At 67.9% G+C, this 20,517-nt stretch carries 10 protein-coding genes and 1 pseudogene; 6 read left to right on the forward strand and 5 right to left on the reverse strand.

The features are described 5' to 3' along the window. Position 1 precedes the first annotated feature (1 nt). From ABT170_RS31205 to ABT170_RS31215, 3 genes are all read right to left on the reverse strand, one after another. Positions 2-9,424, reverse strand: coding sequence for a non-ribosomal peptide synthetase (locus tag ABT170_RS31205; protein WP_351872922.1), 9,423 nt, complete (start codon positions 9,422-9,424; stop codon positions 2-4). After that, positions 9,421-11,379 carry an ABC transporter ATP-binding protein gene (locus ABT170_RS31210; RefSeq protein WP_329944546.1) on the reverse strand — a complete coding sequence of 653 codons (1,959 nt, stop codon included), beginning with the start codon at positions 11,377-11,379 and terminating at the stop codon, positions 9,421-9,423. The genes ABT170_RS31205 and ABT170_RS31210 overlap by 4 nt, the downstream gene beginning before the upstream one ends. An 894-nt stretch (positions 11,380-12,273) precedes the next feature. Then, entirely contained in the window at positions 12,274-13,359 is a 1,086-nt protein-coding gene (locus ABT170_RS31215; RefSeq protein ID WP_351872925.1) for a class I SAM-dependent methyltransferase, read from the reverse strand. Between the two features lie 360 nt (positions 13,360-13,719). On the opposite strand from ABT170_RS31215, the pseudogene ABT170_RS40665 reads away from it, so the two are divergent. From ABT170_RS40665 to ABT170_RS31240, 6 genes and pseudogenes are all read left to right on the forward strand, one after another. Then, a pseudogene (locus ABT170_RS40665) lies at positions 13,720-13,814 on the forward strand (IS5/IS1182 family transposase); the annotation flags it as partial. A 414-nt stretch (positions 13,815-14,228) separates the two neighbouring features. After that, positions 14,229-14,801: an adenylyl-sulfate kinase gene (cysC, locus tag ABT170_RS31220; RefSeq protein ID WP_329944529.1), complete on the forward strand. Its 573-nt coding sequence runs from the start codon at positions 14,229-14,231 to the stop codon at positions 14,799-14,801. Further along, complete coding sequence (gene cysD / locus ABT170_RS31225) at positions 14,798-15,703, forward strand: sulfate adenylyltransferase subunit CysD (RefSeq protein WP_329944530.1); 906 nt, start codon at positions 14,798-14,800, stop codon at positions 15,701-15,703. Before cysC ends, cysD begins: the two co-directional genes overlap by 4 nt. A gap of 3 nt (positions 15,704-15,706) precedes the next feature. After that, a complete protein-coding gene (locus ABT170_RS31230) occupies positions 15,707-16,978 on the forward strand; it encodes a sulfate adenylyltransferase subunit 1 (RefSeq protein ID WP_329944531.1) in 1,272 nt (423 codons plus the stop codon). Beyond that, entirely contained in the window at positions 16,966-17,712 is a 747-nt protein-coding gene (locus ABT170_RS31235) for an ABC transporter ATP-binding protein (RefSeq protein ID WP_502970585.1), read from the forward strand. Before ABT170_RS31230 ends, ABT170_RS31235 begins: the two co-directional genes overlap by 13 nt. After that, positions 17,699-18,562, forward strand: coding sequence for an ABC transporter permease (locus ABT170_RS31240; protein WP_351872933.1), 864 nt, complete (start codon positions 17,699-17,701; stop codon positions 18,560-18,562). The genes ABT170_RS31235 and ABT170_RS31240 overlap by 14 nt, the downstream gene beginning before the upstream one ends. Before the next feature lie 113 nt (positions 18,563-18,675). On the opposite strand, the gene ABT170_RS31245 is transcribed toward ABT170_RS31240, so the two are convergent. After that, positions 18,676-19,818 carry a sensor histidine kinase gene (locus tag ABT170_RS31245; RefSeq protein WP_351872936.1) on the reverse strand — a complete coding sequence of 381 codons (1,143 nt, stop codon included), beginning with the start codon at positions 19,816-19,818 and terminating at the stop codon, positions 18,676-18,678. Then, a complete protein-coding gene (locus tag ABT170_RS31250; RefSeq protein WP_329944535.1) occupies positions 19,793-20,488 on the reverse strand; it encodes a response regulator transcription factor in 696 nt (231 codons plus the stop codon). Before ABT170_RS31250 ends, ABT170_RS31245 begins: the two co-directional genes overlap by 26 nt. Positions 20,489-20,517 lie beyond the last annotated feature (29 nt).

Raw genomic sequence — 20,517 nt, forward strand, 5'->3', positions numbered from 1 at the left:
CCTACCGGTGGTCGAACTCGGCCTCGAATTCGTCGATCTCCTCCTGGTCCAGGTCGAGGAGGTCGACGTTGGATGTGATGTCTCCGCCCGCAGCGGGATCATCCGCGCCCAGCTCTACGATCGTCGCGATGCCCGCAGGCGTCCGACGATCGAACACCTCCCGCGAGCCGAAGACCATGCCGTCACGGCGGGCCCGCGCCGCCAGCTGCATCGAGAGAAGCGAATCCCCGCCCAGCTCGAAGAAGCTGTCGTCCGCACCGACCCGCGGCAGACCGAGCACCTCGGCAAACAGATCGCACAGCATCCGTTCGACCTCGGTGACCGGCTCCCTGTCCGAAACGCGTCCGCTGAAGTCCGGATCCGGCAGCGCCTTGCGGTCGACCTTCCCGTTCGATGTCAATGGCAGCGCATCGAGCACCACCACTGCCGCCGGCACCATGTATTCCGGCAACCGGGCCGCCAGACCCTCGCGCACCGCGACGGCATCCACGGCGGTCTCCCCGGCCGCGGTCACATACCCCACCAGCCGTTCGCCGGCATGACTGGGGCGGACCACCACCACCGCCTGGCCCACCGACTCCTGCGCCACCAGCGCCGCCTCGACTTCACCGGGCTCGACTCGGAACCCCCGCACCTTCACCTGGTCGTCGACACGACCGACGAAGACCAACTCCCCTTCCGGGTTCCACCGGACCAAATCCCCGGTCCGGTACATCCGCTCACCGGAACCGAACGGATCGGCTACGAATCGAGCCGCGGTCAACCCCGCTCGGCCCAGATATCCCCGCGCCACACCCACACCAGCGATATACAGCTCGCCCACCGCACCCGGTGGCACCAGCCGCAGCCACGAATCCAGCACGAACGCCCGCGCGTTCGCGGTCGGATACCCAACCGGCGGGATCTCATCACCGACCGGAATGTGCCGGCCGATCGTCATGGCGATGGTGGCCTCGGTCGGCCCATAGGTGTTGATCATCCGGCGTCCGGGCGACCACCGATGCACGAGCTCAGGAGGACACGCCGCCACACCCAGTACCAGGCATGGCAGTACCGTCTCGGGTGATTCGGGAACGGTGGCCAGCACGGGGGGCGGGATCAACGCATGGCTGATCTCCCGGTCGGCCAACACCTCGGCCAGCTCTCCACCGGCCACAACACCCTCAGGCGGAACCACCAGTGCGGCGCCGCCACCGATCGCCATGAGCAGTTCCAGTACCGAGACATCGAAACTCGGCGATGCCAACGCCAGGACCCGGCTCCGTGTGGTCAGATCCAGCCGCTCGGCCAAGCTGCCGGCCAAACTGGCCAGACCGGTATGGCTGACCACAACGCCCTTGGGTTCCCCGGTGGAGCCGGAGGTGTAGATGAGGTAGGCCGCATTCTCGGGCACAGCCCGCAACCGCACCGGATCGGTGGGGTATCCGCTGACCTCGCGCACCACCGACTCGTCCACCACGACCGCCGGCTGCGCGTCCGCGAGGATGTAGTCGATGCGCGCCTGGGGGTAGTTCGCATCGATGGGTAGCCAGGCGGCTCCGGCTTTGGTGACACCCAGCACGGCGACAACCAGTTCCAGGCAGCGAGGCAACATGATCGCGACCCGGTCCTCGGGTCCGATGCCGTGGTCGATGAGCCAGTGGGCGAACTGGTTGGCGCGGACGTCGAGCTGGGCGTAGGTCAGCGACTGGTTCTCGAAGATCGCCGCAGTCGCCTCGGGGGTGGCGGCGACCTGCGCGGCGAACATCTCCGGCAGCGTCTGTGCCGGTACCTCCGCCGCGGTGTCATTCCACGCCCACAGCTGTTGCCGTTCGGACTCGGTCAGGATCGGCACCACGGACAGCGGCACCTGCGGAGCAGCGACCAGGGCTTCGAGCACCTGCGTGAACCGATCCAGCACGGTATCGGCCTGCGCGGCGGTGACCAGCTCCGGCTGGCGTTCCAGCCGCAGCTGCAGGCCGTTGTCCGGGATGGCCGTCAGTGCCAGGGGGTAGTGGGTGGAATCGGCATCGGTCACACCCCGCACACGCAACCGATCCGGTCCTGTGTCGGCAGCTGCGTCATCGCTTGCGGCAGGCTTGGGGTAGTTCTCGTAGACGAAGAGGGTGTCGAACAGCTGCCCAAGTCCGGCGGCCTGCTGAATGTCGGTGAGCCCGAGGTGGTGATGAGCGAGCACCGCTGTCTGCTCGCTCTGCAATCGCCGCACCAGCTCGGCGAAGGTGTGCTGCGGCTGCATCCGTACCCGGACCGGGACGGTGTTGATGAAGAGTCCGACCATGGTCTCGATCCCGGGAAGCTCGGCCGAGCGCCCGGACACCACCGACCCGAACACCACATCGTCGCGACCGGTTATCGCCGCCAGCACCACTCCCCACACCGCCTGCAGCAGTGTGCTGACCGTGACGCCGAACTCGCGGGCCCTCGCCGCCAACGCCTCGAAGAACGCCTCGTCCAGTGCGGTCCATGTCTGTTCGGACATCTGGACCGGCACCGGCCGGTCCGCCGCGATCAGAGTCGGCTCCGGCAGGCCGGCCAAAGCGTTGCGCCATGCGGCGATGGCAGCGTCCCGATCGGTTTCGCTCAACCAGGCCAGGTACTGCCGATACGGCGTCACCGGCGCCAGCGCCAGCGGATCTGCTCCGTTGCCGTACAGCTTGAACAGTTCATCCAGCAGCAGGTGTATCGACCAGCCGTCGAGCAGGATGTGATGAGAGGTCAGCACCAGCCGGTACTGGTCCGGACCCACCACGATCACCGCGAACCGCAGCAGCGGGGGCCGGGCAAGCTCGAACGGTCTTGCCCGTTCGGCCGCGGCCACCACCAGCGCTTCGGCTTGCGGATCTACCGATTCCGTCACGTCCACCTGGGTCAGTGGCACCTCCACGGTGCCGGCGATCACCTGGTAGGGGGCCCCGGCGGCGCTGTGCCGGAATCCGGCACGGAGATTGGCATGCCGATCCAGCAGCCCGCGCACCGACTTCCGCATCAGCTCCATGTCCAGCGGACCGGTCAGGTCCAGCACCGCCTGTGCGGTGTAGACATCGACGCCGTCGCGTACGTAGCCGGCGTGGAAGGCCAGCCCGTGCTGCAACGGGGAGAGCGGCAGCACCTCGGCCAATCCGCCGGCACCCGAGTGTTCGGCCTCAAGGGCCTCGATCTCGTCCTGCTCCAGGTCGACGAGATCGAAGTCGGATGCGGTGTGTCCGCCTGCGGCAGGGTCATCCGCCTGACGGGCCAACCCGGACAGCATGTCCAGCCATGCCTGGCCCAGTCGTTCGATCTCGGCCTCGTCGAGCAGATCGTCCGGCCATTCCAGCGTGAGTATCAGCTCCGGACCGTCCGGCAGGTCCTGGACGATCGCGTTGGCGTCCACCGCGTGCGGCAGATCCGTGCTCGCATCCATCGAACTGCCGATGTCCCCGGCCAACTGCCACGCCCGCACACCGTTCTGGTCACCGACAGCGAACCGGCCCAGGTAGTTGAACCCGATCTGGGGCGATGGCAAGGCCGCCAGAACCGGCCCCGTCTCACCGTTGAGATGGCGCAACAGCCCGTAGCCGAGCCCATCGCCGGGCACCGCCCGCGACTGCTCCTTGACCGCCTTCAGCAGGTGCCCGGCCGCCGAACCACCGGACAGCACATCCGTCAGGTCGATCCCCGCCACATCCAGCCGCACCGGATGCACGCTGGTGAACCAGCCCACTGTCCTGGACAGATCCATCCCGTCGACGGGATGACGGCCATGGCTTTCCACGTCCACCAACAGCGCGTCCCCGCCGTGCCACCGCGCCACCGCGCCGGCCAGCCCGGCCAGCAGGACTTCATGCGCCCCGCAGTGGAACACCCTCGGAGCCCGCCCCAGCAGCACCGACGTCTCCGCCTTCGGCGCGACCCACGACCGCGAGCGCACAGCACCGCCCGCGTCCCGGCCGGTGGTCAGCCCACGCGCACCGAACGGCTGTTCCTCCTGACCGACGATCGCCTCCCACGCCGCCAACTCACCGACGCGCTCCGCGGAGACCGCCCACTCCTCCAACAGACCTGCCCACCGCCTGAACGACACCTCCACGGGTTCCACCACCGGATCCCGCCCGGCGGCCACCGCCTCGCAGGCGGCCTGCAGATCCGGCAGCAGGACCCGCCACGACACCCCGTCGACCGCCAGGTGATGCACCACCACCACCACCCGGCCCAGCCGATCCGGCCCTCCGTCCACCCATACCGCCTGCACCACCGCACCCGCCGCGGGATCGAGCCGCTCCACCGCACCCCGCGCGGCGTCCTCCACGACCTCGTCCAGCCGACGTCCAGCAGCCTCCACGCGCGTAACCAGGCCGGACGGATCCACCGACCCTGGCTCACCCACCACCAACCGCCCCGGCTCCACCCGCACACGCAACATGTCATGCGAATCCACCAGCGCCGCCAGCCCCGCCGCCAGCACGTCCTCCGTCAAGTCCGGCGGCGCACCCACCACCGCCCACTGGGCAAACCCTGCCCCCACAACCCCGTCCCCCAGCATCCGCATGACCGGCGTCCACTCGACGCCACCCACACCGTCAGCCGCGGGGGAACGATCACTGTGCGGCAGCGTCGATTCCGCCGCCAGCCGCGCGAGCCGCTCCGGCGTCCTGCACGCGAAGACGTCCCGCGAGGCGAACGTCAAACCGGCATGCCGCGCCCGCGACGCCAGCTGCATCGAGAGGATCGAATCCCCACCCAGCTCGAAGAAGCTGTCGTCCGCACCGACCCTGTCGAGACCAAGCACCTCGGCAAAGAGGTCACACAACAGGCGCTCGGCCTCCGTGACCGGCTCCCGTCCAGCGGTCGCCGCGGCGAAGTCGGGATCAGGCAGGGCGCCCCGATCGATCTTCCCGTTCGCCGTCACCGGCAGCGCATCCAGCACGATCACCGCCGCAGGCACCATGTGCTGAGGCAACCGGGAGGCGAGCCTCTCGCGCACCGCTCGCGGATCGATGTCGCTCGGTGAGACATAGGCCAGCAGCCGGTCCGCGCGGACGGTCACCGCAGCTTGGGAGACCCGTGGGTGGTCGGACAGGACAGACTCGATCTCGCCGGGCTCGATCCGGAATCCACGGACTTTGACCTGGTCATCGGCCCGCCCTGCGAACACCAACTCACCCTGGCTCGTCCGGTACGCCAGGTCCCCTGTCCGGTACATCCGCTCACCGGGGGCGAACGGATCAGCCACGAACCGCTCCGCGGTCAATCCCGCGCGACCCAGATAGCCGCGGGCCAACCCGATTCCGGCCACGTACAGCTCACCGGCGATCCCCGGCGGCAAGGGAAGCAGGAACGCGTCCAGCACATAACAACGGCCCCCCGCGATCGGCGTCCCGATCGGGACCACATTCCGGCCCGCCGTCAACGGCGCACTCATCGCCGCGCATACCGTGGCCTCGGCAGGCCCATAGGCGTCGATCAGCCGCCGCCCCTCCGCCCAGCGATCCACCAGGCTCGGCGGACAGGCCTCCCCCGCCACTACCACCGTCTGCAGCTCGTCCGGCAGGGCGTCGGCTGTGCCCAGCACAGACGGCGGAACCGTCACGTGCGTGACCTGCCACCGTTCCAGCGCCTCGGCCAACGACACCTGCGGCGGCAGATCCCGCGCCGGCGCCATGACCAGCGTCGCCCCCGACAGCAATGCCATCAGCACCTCCGACACCATGGCGTCGAAGCCCAGCGCCGCGAACTGCAGGACCCGTGACGACGGCGACACACCGAACCGGTCGATCTGCGCCGCCGCCAGATTGCCGAGCCCCGCGTGGGAGACGACGACCCCCTTCGGAGCGCCCGTCGACCCCGACGTATACATCACGTACGCCGCGTCACCCGGACCCACCTGCGGCAACCCCGCGTCCGAGCGCCCCGCCAGATCGACGTCGCCAACCACTACCAGCCGATCCGCGAACTTCTCCGGCACCGCCGACCGTGTTGTTCCCACACACACCACCGACACCGGATCTGCGTCGTCAAGAATCCACTGCACGCGTTCGGCCGGATACGCCGGATCCACCGGAACGAACGCACCACCCGCCAATGACACGCCCAGTATCCCGACCAGCCACCACGACGACCGCTCCACCACGACGCCCACCCGGCGCTCCGGCCCGACCCCGCGAGCCCGCAGCACAGCGGCCAATCCCACCGCCCGGTCCCACAGTTCCCGGAACGACAGCTCACCCTCACCGTCCACTACCGCAACGTCGTTCGACCGCTCCGTCACCACCCGCCTCACCAAGGCCGGCAATGACTCCCCCACCACCAACGCCGGGTCCGAGTCATGCGCCCGGCCCTCGGCCACACCGACCCGCCCCACCGGTCCGGACGGATCAGCGACCAGCGCGGCGAGCGCATCAACGAACCACTGCAGAGCCGACTCGGCAACGCTCTCCCGGATCTGCCCGTGCCAGTAGCTGAGCTGGATCCGGAAACGCTCTCCCGGGATGATGCCGAGGGTCAGCGGATAGTGGGTCCCCTCAACCGTGCCCAGATACGTGAATTGGCCTGCGAAGTCGCGCGGATAGTTCTCGAACACCAGCAACGTGTCGAATGCCGCGCCGGAGCCGGCCGACTTCTGGATCTCCGGCAGCCCCAGATGCTGATGCGGGATCAGGGCCGCCTGCCGGCGCTGCAACGCAGCGAGCATGTCCATGACCGATTGCCCGCCGTCCAGGGGCACCCGGACCGGCACCGTGTTCATCATGAGGCCCGGCATCGACTCCACACCCGGTAGCACCGCGGGACGACAGGCGACCGTGGCGCCGAAGACCACATCGGTCCGCCGCAGAAGTCGCGCCAGTACCAACGCCCACGCACCCTGCACCACCGTGTTCAGCGTCAGCCCGTGGTCGCGGGCCAACCGCATCAGCCGGGTGTGAAGATCCGTCGACAGGTGGACGACGCGGTGGTCGTAGTCCGCCGCAGAGGCCGCCGTCGCGACCAGCGCCGGCTCGTCCAGACCGGACAGCTCCGCCCGCCAAGCCGCACGTGCCGCGTCCTTGTCCTGCCGGTCCAGCCACGCCAGGTAATCCCGGTAGGAGGCCGAACCCGCCCGTTCCGGGAGCTGCCCACCGGCCGTGTACGCCTCGGCCACCTCGTTGAGGATGACCGCCACCGACCAGCCATCGATCAGGGTGTGGTGAATGACGACCAGCAGGCGGTGGCAGTCCTCCGCGATCCGAATCAGCACCAGCCGGGCCAGCGGAGCCTGGGCGAGATCGAACCGCTTCTCCTGTTCCCGTTCGACCAGGGCGTCGACGGCCGCATCGACATCGCTCGCACCCGTCAGATCCACCTCCTGCCACGGCAAGGTGACGTGCCGGTGGACGACCTGCACCGTCCTGCCCGACGGGAGTCGGTGGAAGCTCGGTCGAAGCTGGGCGTGCCGGGCGAAAACCGCTTCCCACGTGGCCCGCAACCGGTCCGCATCCAGCGGTCCGTTCAGCTCCACGAGCCAGTGCACCTGGTAGATGTCGCGACCCTGATCACCGAGCCCCTGATCATCGAGGGTCGACTGGAAGACCAAACCCTCCTGGAGCGGTGCCAGCGGCCAGACCTCCTCCGCCTCCGAATCGGCGATCGCCAGCTCCGCCTCGTCCTCCGCGGTCAGAGCGATCAGCGGCTGGTCGGCGGGGCGATCCGCCGGTACGGCACGCGCCACGGCCGCCAGCTTTGCGGGGGTCTGCTCCCTGAGGATCTGGGCGGGTGTCAGCAGCAGACCGGCTTTGAACGCACGTGCCGCCAAGCGCATCGCGCCGATCGAGTCCCCGCCCAACTGGATCAAGCCGTCGTCGACACCGACTCGTTCCACGCCGAGCATCTCGGCGAAGAGGTCGCACAGGACGCGCTCCGCCTCGGTCACGGGTTCACGGCCGGTGGCATTCGCCTCGAACTCGGGCGCGGGCAACGCCGCTCGGTCCACCTTGCCGTTGCCGGTCAGTGGCAGCGCGTCCATCACGATCACAGCGGCCGGAACCATGTAGTCCGGCAGGTCCGCCCCGAGGCGCTCGCGGATGAGATCGGGATCCGCGTCCGCATCCGCCACCACGTAACCGATCGGGCGCCCATCGATCGCCACCAGCACGGCGTCGTGGACGCCAGGCTGAGCCATCAGGGCGGCCTCGATCTCGCCGGGCTCGATCCGGTACCCGCGGATCTTCACCTGGTGATCGACCCGGCCCGCGAACAGCAACTCACCGTCCTCGGTCCACTGGGCGAGGTCCCCGGTCCGGTACATCCGCCCACCCGTCACCTGACCGCCACCCGCCTCGGCGGCACTCTCGGGTGCGTACGGATCCGCCACGAACCGTTCCGCCGTCAGACCCGGGCGGTTCAGATAGCCGTCCGCCAGACCGGCACCGGAGAGGTACAGCTCACCGACCACACCCGGCCCCACGGGCCGCAGCGACTCGTCGAGCACGTGGGCCCGGCGGCCCGACAGCGACCGTCCGATCGGCAACGTCGGCCCCATCGCGTCACCTGGTTCGAGCACATGCCACGTCGCCCACACCGTCGCTTCGGTCGGGCCGTACATGTGCCGAATCCGCGCTCGCGGACAGGCCTCCCGCACCCTTTGCACCGCGTGCGCGGGTACCGCGTCACCACCGGTCTGCACCTCACGGAGCCCCGCGAATGACTCCGGCGACTCCTCCGCCACAGCGCGGAAGTTCCCGGCGGTCAGATACGCCCTCGTCAGCCCGGCCGCGACCAGCTCACGCAGGCGCTGGGCATCCACCGGCCCCGGCCCGGCGATCATCACACGGGCGCCCCACGCCAGCGGCACCCAGATCTCGAACATGGAAGCGTCGAAGGCGTACGGCGCGTGCATGAGGACCGCATCGTCGGGTTCCATCGCCCAGCCGGAACTCTCCACCAGCTCCACAAGGCTGCGGTGCGGGACGGCCACCCCCTTCGGGGTACCCGTCGAGCCGGAGGTGTACATCACGTAGGCCAGATCGCCCGGGTGCACCGTGACCGCCGCCGCGTCGCACGCACCGTCGTCCGTGGCAGTGTCCAACTCAAGCAACTCGGTCCCGTCCGGTACGCCGTCGCGCGCCGCGACCGAGCACACCATCAGGGACACCCTTGCATCCGCCACCATGAACGCCACCCGCCGCGCCGGATAGGCGGCATCCACCGGCACGTACACCGCCCCCGCCTTCCATACGGCGAGCAGCGCCACCAACAGGTCGGCCGAACGGTCCATCATGACCGCGACGCGGTCGCCGCGGCGGATGCCCCGACCGATCAGGCGCCCGGCCAGCCGGCCCGCGTGCTCATCGAGTTGCCGATACGTCAGAACCCGATCACCGTCGACGACGGCCACCGCATCGGGCGTCCGGTCGACGTGCGAGGCGAACAGCTCCATCACCGTCGGTGTGGCTTGCGCTGTGGAATTCATCGTTCTCCTTCACGAACCGCCTGATGCACCGACCGGAGTGCGTTGTCCGGTCCCAGCCCCGTCCCGAGGTCGGTGGGCTCGGCTCCGCTGCTTCCCGGCATGACGAACTGCGTGTGATAGAGCTCGGCATAGAGGCCGCCCTCGGCCAGCAACTCCTCGTGCGTCCCGTGCTCGCAGACCCGTCCGTCGTCGATCACGAGAATCTGGTCGGCCTCGCGGATCGTCGACAGCCGGTGGGCGATCACCAGCGAGGTACGGTTGCGCAGAGCGATCTTGAGTGCCCGCTGGACGGCGGCCTCCGACTCGGAGTCCAGGTGCGCGGTGGCTTCGTCCAGCACGACGACCGAGGGTGCCTTCAACAGCAGCCGGGCAATGGCCAGTCGTTGCTTCTCCCCGCCCGACATGCGGTAGCCGCGATCGCCCGAGACGGTGTCGAGCCCACTGGGCAGGGATTCGATCAGATCCCAGATCTGGGCCCCTTTGCAGGCCTCGATCAGCTCGTCCTCGGTGGCGGTCGGGCGAGCGTAGAGAAGGTTCTCCCGGATCGTGTCGTGGAACAGGTAGGTGTCCTGGCTGACCACCCCTACCGTTTCGCGGAGCGAGTCGAAGGTGAGGTCCCGCAGGTCGTGTCCACCGACGCGAACGGCCCCGGAGTTCGGGTCGTACAGCCGGGACACCAGGTGAGTGATGGTGCTCTTCCCCGCGCCGGACGGGCCGACGAGCGCGGTGAGGGTTCCGGCCTGCACGTGGAAGCTCACGTCGCGCAGGACATCCGGCGTCACTTTCCCGCGCTCGCGATCGGTCCGCAGATGCTCCAGAGACGCCAGTGAGACCTCGTCCGCGGTGGGATAGCGGAACGACACATTCTCGAACTCGATGTCCGGCGCCACGTTCTTCGCGAGCGCGACCGCATCGGGGCGTTCCTGGATCAAAGGCTTCAGGTCGAGCAGTTCGAAGACCCGGGAAAAGCTCACCACGACGGTCTGCGCGATCTGCTGCATCCCGGACAGTTGGCTGATCGGCCCGAACAGTCGCTGAAGCAGGGTGGCGATGGCGATCAGCGTGCCGAGCTGGAAGGTCCCGTCGAGCACGAGCCCGCCACCGACCCCGTAGACGATCGCCGTGCCGAGCGAGGCCATCAGCGTCATCATCACGAAGGCCATCCGGCCCCAGACGGAAAGGTTCACGCCGATCTTGCGGATCCTATTGGCACGATCCGCGAATTCGGCCATCTCCTCGTCCGGACGGCCGAAGAGCTTGGAGAGCATCGCCCCCTGTACGTTGAACCGCTCCTGCAGCTGTCCGCCGAGGCCGGCGTTCTCGTCCATCTGCCGTCGGGTACGCCGCTGTATCACCCGCCCCACGTGAACCCAGGGCACGATGAATATCGGAACCAGCGCCAGCGTGATGACGCCGACAAGCCACGACAGGTAGAACAGCTCGGCCAGCACCACCACGACCATGACCGCACTGGTGGCCGCCATCAGCAATCCGCTGAACTGCTGCTGCGCCATGATCAGTTCAGTGTGCAGCCGGCCGACCAGCACCCCCGTCTGGGTGCGGGTGAAGAACGCGAGCGGCAGCCGCCGGACGTGGTCGAGCGCCTGGACCCGGAGGTCGTAGGTGACCACCTGCCCGATCCGCCCGGAGATATAGGCGGACACCAGCGACAACCCCGCGCCCAGCACGGCAAGTCCGGCGGCCAGGCATGCCGTCACGACCACGACCCCGTGATCGTTCTTGACGATTCCGTTGTCGACAAGCTCCCTCAGTAGCAAGGGAGTTGCGGCGACGGTAAGCGCCTCCATCGTGGCAACTACGCCGAAGAGCGCCACCATGCGGATGTGCGGGCGAAAGTAGGCGAGTACTCGGCGCACCGTCCCCGGGTGGATCGTGGTCTGCCAGGGATCGGAATCGTCATCGCTCTTCTTCACCCCCTGATAGCGCAACACCATCTCCACGCAGGCGCCCCTCTCACACAACTCACGAAGTCAGCGAGCCTCAATCGTGCTGAATCAAGTCGATGTCCACGAGTGAACCGTGAGTCCAACTGAAGACTTCCGGCACTTGGACGCATCTGCCGACATCCAAGGGCTGTCCCGTAATCCCTGACGGATCAGCGCGCGGCGTCGGATGCGGTGCATCGCAAGGCGGAGGGACGCCCGCATACTGGATGTATGGGGGCGTTCCGGGAACTCGGCGAGGTGCCGTAGCTGTCGTCGTGCGCCCGCCAGGGATTACGGGACAGCCCTTGGGCCGCACGGCCGCCGCGGCACGGGGGACCACCGCGATCACCCTCTCGACCCGGGGCTCGTCGGCTTGCCGCCGTGGAGTAGTCCCGCTCTTGTCGACGGTGAGCCTCTTCGAGGTGGCCATGTGCCACCCGGTGGCCTCGTCGGTCATCCGACCTGGCGCACTCGCCCTGCCGCGCGCACGCGTGGAGCGGGTCACCGTGCTCACCTTGCCCGCGGGGGCGACCGGCGTTGCAGGCTCCGCCCGTCTCAGCGCGCGCCGGCGCCGCAGGCGTACCCGCGCGGACACATCACCTTGACGAAGCTCGCCACCCGGTTCGGGATCAGTGGGCCCTCCGCCCACGGCTGCACCAGTGCGGTCGTCCGCCTGCGCGCGAACGCGCACCGGGTCGCGGACTCACGCGCGGACGGCTCCCCCTCGCACCGCCGGCACGGGGTGCATGCGTAAGGGCTGGCCCGTCATCCCTGGCGGGCGCGGCGTCAGGGATTACGGTCCAGCCCTTGGCAACACGCGACAGCGACGCTCAGGCGGTGTCCCCGCCGAGCCCCGCGAAGGCCGGCACTGGGCAGGATGATGCCTGAGGGCTGTCCCGGACCTTACTTCCTTGCGACGATGCAACTGGCCACAGGATAGTCCGGGTGGTATGTGCTCAGTTCCAGGGCGTCGAGTTCCTCGGCTGCGATACCCATGAGCGACGCGATGACACTCAGCGGATTGCCGTACTGGTACACGGTCTGTTCGGACCAGGCGCCGAACATCTCCCGCAACGCTGCTGGGAGTGGCCGCCAGTAGTCCTCGGGCGCGCCGTGCAGTCGTTGGGCGCTGGGAACCATGCAGTACGCTGTTCCGCCCTTTCGCAGCCATTGCCGCATGTTGTCGACGACCTGCCACGGGCGCGCGGTGTGTTCCAGAACGTTGAAGGCGATGATGGTGTCGAGGGAGTCCGCCGGGATGATTCCCAGATCCGCCGCGTCACCGACCAGAGATACTCCCGGGGCATCATTGATGTCCAGACCGCGGTATCCCGAAGTTCGGGTGAAACCGTAGACGTCCTTGTTGCCGTCGTTTCCGCCGATCTCCACGACATCTCCCTGAACGAGATCACGGATTTCGGCGATGAACTGGTTCAGGTAGTGACGGTCGATCGGGGTGCCGCGGGATATTCCGAAGTCCGGGCAGATCGGTGCCAGCCTGCGCAGCTGGCCCCAATCGATCTCGCCAACTGACGGTACCAGGAGGCCACGTTCCTGCAGTTCCGTGAAGAGTTCGCGAAAATTCGGGGTTTCTGGATCGTGACTCAGGTTTCGCCGCATTCCCAGGGCCCGCAGCACCTGCCGGGTCGAAAGACTCTGCGCGGTCAGGTCCGCCGCCCGGACCATCTTCCGATCATCGCGCACGGTTAAAGTTCCACGCCGGGCGTGTATCGAGCAGGTGTTCCCACTGTAGCTGAGCTCATCCACAGCGGCTTGCGCGTCGGCCGCCAGCGGGGCTTTCCGCACTGCGGTGAACTGGGCTTCCGCCGCTGCGAGATCATGCTCGTGGAGCATGATCTCCAGAATGAGCAGCATGTCCAGGGAGAGCGGAAAGCCTTCCTCCCCGTTGACTGCACCCGCCTTTACGCACATCCGGTCGGGTTGCGCGGACAGCGCCACGGTGGAGGTGAACAGTCCGTTCTTTGGCATTGTGCATCCACTCCTCACTATTTTTCCGACACCGTTCATCCGGCGCTCATAACCGGCCGGGCGCGTGGTCGTTCACGCTGCACGGGCGCTCCGGATTCCCGGTCTCTGGACCGATCCATATCCAGAAAATTCACGCCGCTCCGAGGCGCACCGTACGGCAGACTCTCAACGTGCAGCAGCTGCGGGCGGACATCAGCGACAACCCCGCGCCCAGCACGGCAAGCCCGGCGGCCACATGCCGTCAAGACTCAAGTGCCCCTCTCACACGACTCACGAAGTCAGCGAATCCCAATCGTGCTGAATCAAGTCGATGTCCACGAGTGAACAGTGAGTCCAACTGAAGACTTCTGGCGCTTGGACGGCAGCGAGGATGGCAGGCCACCTCGCCTTTCGACCGCCGGGCATCCAAGCAGCGCAACACCGTCGAACGGTGCGTCAACAGGATCAAGCGGTATCACTACGCTGCAACACCGCTTCCGCCGCGGCGACTTGGCCTCGCGTTTGGACGCGGAGCTCAACGAGGAGTCGATGTATATGCTCTGTTCGCGCTTCAAGGGTCTGCCGACAGTGGTGATTGAGAGATGGCGCATGCCTGCCGGGCATCGCCTTCGATTGCCAGGCCGGGCCGACCAGGCCAATTTCCGCACCGACGACAAGGACGGCCTGCTCGACGGCTCACCGCGCCGCTATGAGTTGGCTCATGACCGACGAAGGGCTGCGCGCCGACCCGGGCCGCCAAGACCGCCCGCACGACGTGCACGCCCGGGAACCGTACGGCTGCAGTGGGAGCCCTGTTCACCGACCCTCCGCCCTGGAGGCAGGTCCGATTGCCGGGTGCGCGCATGACCGTGCCATCCCTGGGAGCCACAATGCCCGATACTGAACGACGAACTCGCACCGCCGCGCTCGACCACGGTGTCACCGTATGGCTGACCGGTCTGCCCAGTGCGGGCAAGACCACGATTGCCCACGCGCTCGCCGAACTGCTGCGTGCGAAGGGGCGCCGGGTCCAGATCCTGGACGGCGACGAACTGCGCACCTACCTGACAGCCGACCTGGGCTTCTCCCGCGCCGACCGCGATGCGAATGTGCGCCGCATCGGCTTCGTCGCCGCACTCCTGGCATCCCACGGCGTGATCGTGGTGGTACCGGTGATCGCCCCGTATGCCGAAGCCCGTGAAGCGGTGCGCATGCGGCATGTCGCGGCGGGCACGCCGTACGTCGAGGTGCATGTGGCGACGCCGGTGGAGGTGTGCTCGGCCCGGGATGTCAAGGGACTGTACGCCCGGCAGGCGGCCGGTCGGCTGACGGGCTTGACCGGCATCGACGACCCGTACGAGACGCCGGACGCGCCGGAAGTGCGCCTGGATACGAGCGAACGGTCGGTGACAGCGTCAGCGGCTGCGGTGTACGCGGATCTGGTGGAACGGGGTCTGGCATGAGTGACGAGTTCGACCTGGAGCACCTCGATGTCCTGGAGTCGGAGGCAGTGCACGTCTTCCGGGAGGTGGCGGGAGAGTTCCAACGGCCGGTGATGCTGTTCTCCGGCGGCAAGGATTCCATCGTCATGCTGCACCTGGCGCTGAAGGCCTTCGCCCCTGCCCCGCTGCCGTTCGCGCTCCTTCACGTGGACACCGGGCACAACTTCCCGGAGGTGCTGGGGTATCGCGACGGAGTGGTCGCGGAGCACAACCTGCGCCTGCACGTTGCTTCGGTGCAGAATTTCATCGACAGCGGCAGGCTGCGCGAGCGCCCGGACGGCACCCGCAACCCGCTGCAGACGGTGCCACTTCTGCACGCCATCGAGACCGAGCGGTTCGACGCCGTCTTCGGCGGCGGGCGACGGGACGAGGAGAAGGCCCGAGCGAAGGAGCGGGTGTTCAGCCTGCGTGACGAGTTCGGCGGCTGGGACCCACGTCGGCAGCGTCCGGAGCTGTGGCACCTGTACAACGGCCGGCACGCTCCCGGCGAACATGTCCGGGTCTTCCCGCTGTCCAACTTCACCGAGTTGGACATCTGGCAGTACATCGCCCGTGAGGAGATCGAACTCCCGTCGATCTATTTCGCCCACAAGCGTGAGGTGTTCCGCCGCGACGACATGTGGCTGGCCGCCGGCGACTGGGGCGGCCCGAAGCGCGGCGAGACCGCCGAGACCCGGCTCGTCCGCTATCGCACTGTCGGCGACATGTCCTGCACCGGTGCCGTCGACTCCTGTGCCGACACCGTCGAAAAGATCGTGACCGAGATCGCCGCCTCCCGGCTGACCGAGCGCGGAGCCACCCGCGCCGACGATCGCCTCTCGGAGACTGCGATGGAAGATCGCAAACGCGAAGGCTACTTCTAACCCATGAACAGCATCTCACTTCTGCGCCTGGTCACCGCCGGAAGCGTGGACGACGGCAAGTCCACGCTGGTCGGCCGGCTGCTGCACGATTCCAAGTCGGTCCTCGCCGACCAGCTCCACGCCATCGAGCGCGCCTCGACGAGTCGCGGTAAGCAGGGCCTGGACCTGGCGCTGCTCACGGACGGCCTGCGCGCCGAGCGTGAACAGGGCATCACCATCGATGTCGCCTACCGCTACTTCGCCACCGCTGTCCGGCGCTTCATCCTGGCGGACACCCCCGGCCACGTTCAGTACACCCGCAACATGGTCACCGGCGCCTCCACGGCCGAACTCGCGATCATCTTGATCGACGCCCGTACCGGCGTGGTGGAGCAGACCCGTCGGCACGCCGCCATCGCCGGCCTGTTGCGCGTCCCGCATGTGGCCCTCGCCGTCAACAAGATGGACCTGGTCGGGTACGACGAGGGTGTCTTCGCCTCGGTCGCCGCGAACTTCGTCGACTACGCCACCCGCTTGGGTGTGCCCGCGGTGACGGCCATCCCCATCTCCGCGCTCAATGGCGACAACGTCGTCGAGCCCAGCGCCCGGATGAGCTGGTTTGCCGGTCCCACCGTGCTGGAGCACCTGGAGTCCGTGCGTATCGACCACGACCCGAGCCGTCGAGTGGCCCGTTTCCCCGTCCAGTACGTCATCCGGCCGCAGACCGCAGAACACCCGGACTACCGCGGCTACGCCGGAAAGATCGCATCCGGGCTCTTCCACGTCGGCCAGCAGGTCACCGTTCTGCCGTCGGGACGCACCACCACGATCTCCGCGATCGACGTCCTCGGCAGGGCCGCCGAGACCGCCTGGGCTCCGCAGTCGATCACGATGCGCCTCGCAGACGACCTGGACGCCTCCCGTGGCGATGTGATTGCCCCGTCCGACCAGCTGCCCACGCTGACCAACGAGATCACCGCCACGGTGTGCCACCTCACGGACACGCCGCTCACCGCAGGCGACCGAGTGCTGCTGCGACACGGCACGCGTACGGTCGCCGCCAAGGTCAAGGCCATCGACTCCCGGCTCAACCTGGACGACCTGTCCCAGCATCCGCACCCGGAGCGACTCATGGTCAACGACATCGGTGAAGTGGTGCTCCGCACCGCGGAGCCGGTCCCAGTGGATGACTACGCCGTTTCCCGCCGCACCGGATCGTTCATCCTGATGGATCCGGCCGACGGCGCCACGCTCACCGCCGGCATGGCGGCCCACACCCTCGGGTGGAGGCGGTGACGTCGGCGGAGGTCCACCTGGAGCAGGTGTCGAAGGTCTACGACGACAACCCGGTCCTCCAGAACATCGATCTGCACCTGGCGCCGGGCGAGTTCACCTGCTTGCTCGGCGCCTCGGGCTGCGGGAAGTCAACGCTGCTGAACCTGGTGGCCGGCCTTGAGCTGCCAACGCACGGCACGGTGCTCGCGCCCGGCCGTCCCGCGCTGATGTTCCAGGACCACGCGCTGTTCCCCTGGCTGACCGCCGGGCGCAACGTCGAACTCGCCCTGCGCTTTGCCGGTGTGGATCGCAGTGCGTGGCGCACCCGGGCGGCCGAACTGCTGCGGATGGTCCACCTCTCGGAGGCCTACGACAAGCCGATTCACCAGCTCTCCGGCGGTATGCGCCAACGCGTCGCTCTGGCCCGCGCCCTGGCCCAGGAAAGCCGGGTGCTGCTCATGGACGAGCCATTCGCCGCCCTCGACGCCATCACCCGCGACCTGCTGCACGGGGAGCTGACCCGCATCTGGGAGGAACGGAAGCTCACGGTGCTGTTCGTTACACACAACGTCCGCGAAGCGGTGCGTCTCGGCGGGCGGGTGATCCTGCTCTCCTCTCGCCCCGGTCGTATCGCCCGCTCCTGGGAAGTGGACATCCCGCATCCGCGCCGGATCGAGGACGCCGACGTCACCACCCTGACCCGGGAGATCACCGCAAGCCTGCACCAGGAGATCATCCGCCATGCCCGCACCTGAGTCCACTGCCTTCGCGGCGGGCCTCGACACCCTGGAGGCGCAGCAGGTGCCCGCGGCACGGAGGTGGCCCCGTCGCACCGCTGCCCAGGCTACGCCACCGCTGCTGGCCGTCACCCTGGTCCTGGCGCTCTGGCAGACGGCCTGCCTTCTCGGCTTCTCCGACACCCTTCCGGCGCCGGCCGAGGTGGCTGACGACCTCGGCGCCGCCTGGAGAGCAGGCACGCTGCTGCCCGCTCTCGGCCATAGCCTGGCGCGCTGCTTGTTCGGATTCATGGCGTCGGCGGTGATCGGCACCCTGCTGGGATTGCTGCTGGCGCGTATCGGACCGCTGCGCACCACGGTCGGCCCGGTCCTCGGAGCCCTGCAGTCGCTCCCCGCAGCGGCGCTGGTGCCGGTCGCCGTGATAGCGCTGGGGGAGTCCGAGTCCGCGGTGTACGCGGTAGTGCTCCTGGGCGCCGTACCTTCGATCGCCGTCGGCATACTGTCGGCCGTGCGGCAGATCCCACCACAACTGCTCCGCGCCGCACGCACGATGGGCGCCACCGGGCGCGCCACCGCGACCCATATCCTGCTGCCCGCCGCCCTGCCCGGCTGCGTCATGGCATTGAAGCAGGGGTGGACCTTCGGCTGGCGTGCGCTGATGACCGCCGAACTGATCACCTCGACCCAGCTGCCCGGGATCGGCCGCATGCTCGACGAGGGCCGCAACCAGCATGACTTCAGCCTCGTACTGGCCGCGGTGGTACTGATCCTGGCGCTGGGCACCGCGATCGACGTGGGCGTCTTCGGCCCGCTGGAGCGCCGGGTGCTGAGCCACCGCGGGCTGGCTCCGGACACGATGTCGGCGTGATGTCAGTGGACGTCAAGTCCGATCTTCCTCGGTCCGTGACCGCTGTCGGCCAAGGGCTGTCCCGTAGTCCCTGGCGGGCGCACGACGACAGCCCTGTGAGATCCGGACCTTCGTCAGGCCTGACCGCCATCCGTTTGTGTGTGCGCTGACGCGGCGGGCAGTCGCACCGTGACGCGGAGCCCGCCGGCGGGGCGGGGGGTGAGGGTGAGGGTTCCGTCGTGTGCTCGGGTGATGCTTTTGACGATTGCCAGGCCGAGGCCGACACCTGCGTGGTCGGAGTGCAGGCGTTCGGTGCCGCGCTGGAATGGCTCGGTGAGCTTCGACGCCAGCTCTGAGGTGAGCTTCTCGCCGGTGTTCTCGACAACGAGCACAACAGAGTCGCGGTGGACGCTGGTATTCACCCATACGATGCCCTGTTCAGGCAGGTTGTGGCCGATCGCGTTGTGCAGCAGGTTCGTGGTCATCTGCAGCAGGAGCGCCTGGGAGCCGATGGTGATGCTCATGTCGCCGGTGGTTTCGATGGTGATGCCATGCTTTTCCGCCAGGGGGAGGAGCGTTTCCGTGGCTTCCTCCGCCATGAGGGACAGGTCGACGCGTTTCCTGGTGAATGACCGCTGGTTGGCGCGGCTGAGCAGGAGCAGTGCTTCAGTGAGGTCGATGGCCCGGGTGTTGATCACGCGGAGGCGCTCGACAAGCTCGCCGGTGTCGCGGTTCGGATCGTTGCGGGCCACGTCGAGAAGCGCCTGAGTGACCGCCAGCGGAGTGCGCAGTTCATGAGAGGCATTGGCCGCGAATCGCTGCTGTTCGGCGACGTGGGCTTCGAGCTGCGCGAGCATGACGTCGAAGGAGTCGGCTAGTTCGCGGAACTCATCTCGGCGACCCGGTAGGCGGATCCGGTGGGAGAGCGGTCCATTGTTCGCCACCCTGCGTGTGGCGTCGGTAATACGAATCAGCGGGGTGAGCATCCGGCCGGCCAGAATCCACCCGCCCACAAGACCGAACAGCAGCAGGAACGCCAGTACTAGGATTCCCGCCGGGATGAAGACGACCGGTCCGAAATTGCTCGGGTCGAAGACGCGTAGGAAGTCGGTCCGATCAGGGACGCTCAGGCTGTCCGACCTTCCTCGCAGCAGAAACATCCACACGGCGGCGAGCAGCAGGGCGCCCGCGATCTCCAGGAATGCGGCGTAGCTGAGGGTGAGCTTGAGGCGGACACTCAACCCTTGACGCCTATCCACGCTCCGCTTCCTGGTCATCGGCGTTCGGTCCTGTGTCGATGCGGTAACCGACCCCGGCCACGGTGCTGATCAGCCAGGGCTCGCCGAGTCGTTTGCGCAGGGCCGAGACCGTGATGCGCACCGCGTTGGTGAACGGATCCGCGTTCCCGTCCCACGCTCGCTCCAGCAACTCCTCCGCGCTGATGACACCGCCTTCGGCAGCGACGAGGACTTCGAGCGTGGCGAACTGCTTCCTGGTGAGCGCGATGTAGCGGCCGTCGCGGTAGACCTCGCGGCGGAACGGATCCACACGCAGGCCTGCGATCTCTCGCACAGGTGGTCTGTTGTGGGCGCTCCTGCGGTCGAGTGCTCTGAGCCTGAGCACGAGTTCTCGGAGTTCGAAGGGCTTGGTGAGGTAGTCGTCAGCGCCGAGCTCGAACCCGCTGGCCTTGTCGTCGAGCCGGTCGGCAGCGGTCAGCATGAGGATCGGCATGCCGCTGCCGGAGGCGACGATGCGTTGGGCGATCTCGTCACCGGTAGGTCCGGGGATGTCCCGGTCGAGGACGGCGATGGCGTAGGTGTTGATGCTCAGCAGTTCCAGAGCGGTATCACCGTCCCCGGCGATGTCGGCCGCGATCGCCTCCAGGCGCAGCCCATCGCGGATGGCCTCTGCCATGTATGGCTCGTCCTCAACGACTAAAACTCGCATGGCCTCATGCTACGAGCCGATGCATATCG

The organism is Streptomyces sp. NPDC001787 (genome assembly GCF_040297465.1).
Lineage (GTDB): Bacteria > Actinomycetota > Actinomycetes > Streptomycetales > Streptomycetaceae > Streptomyces.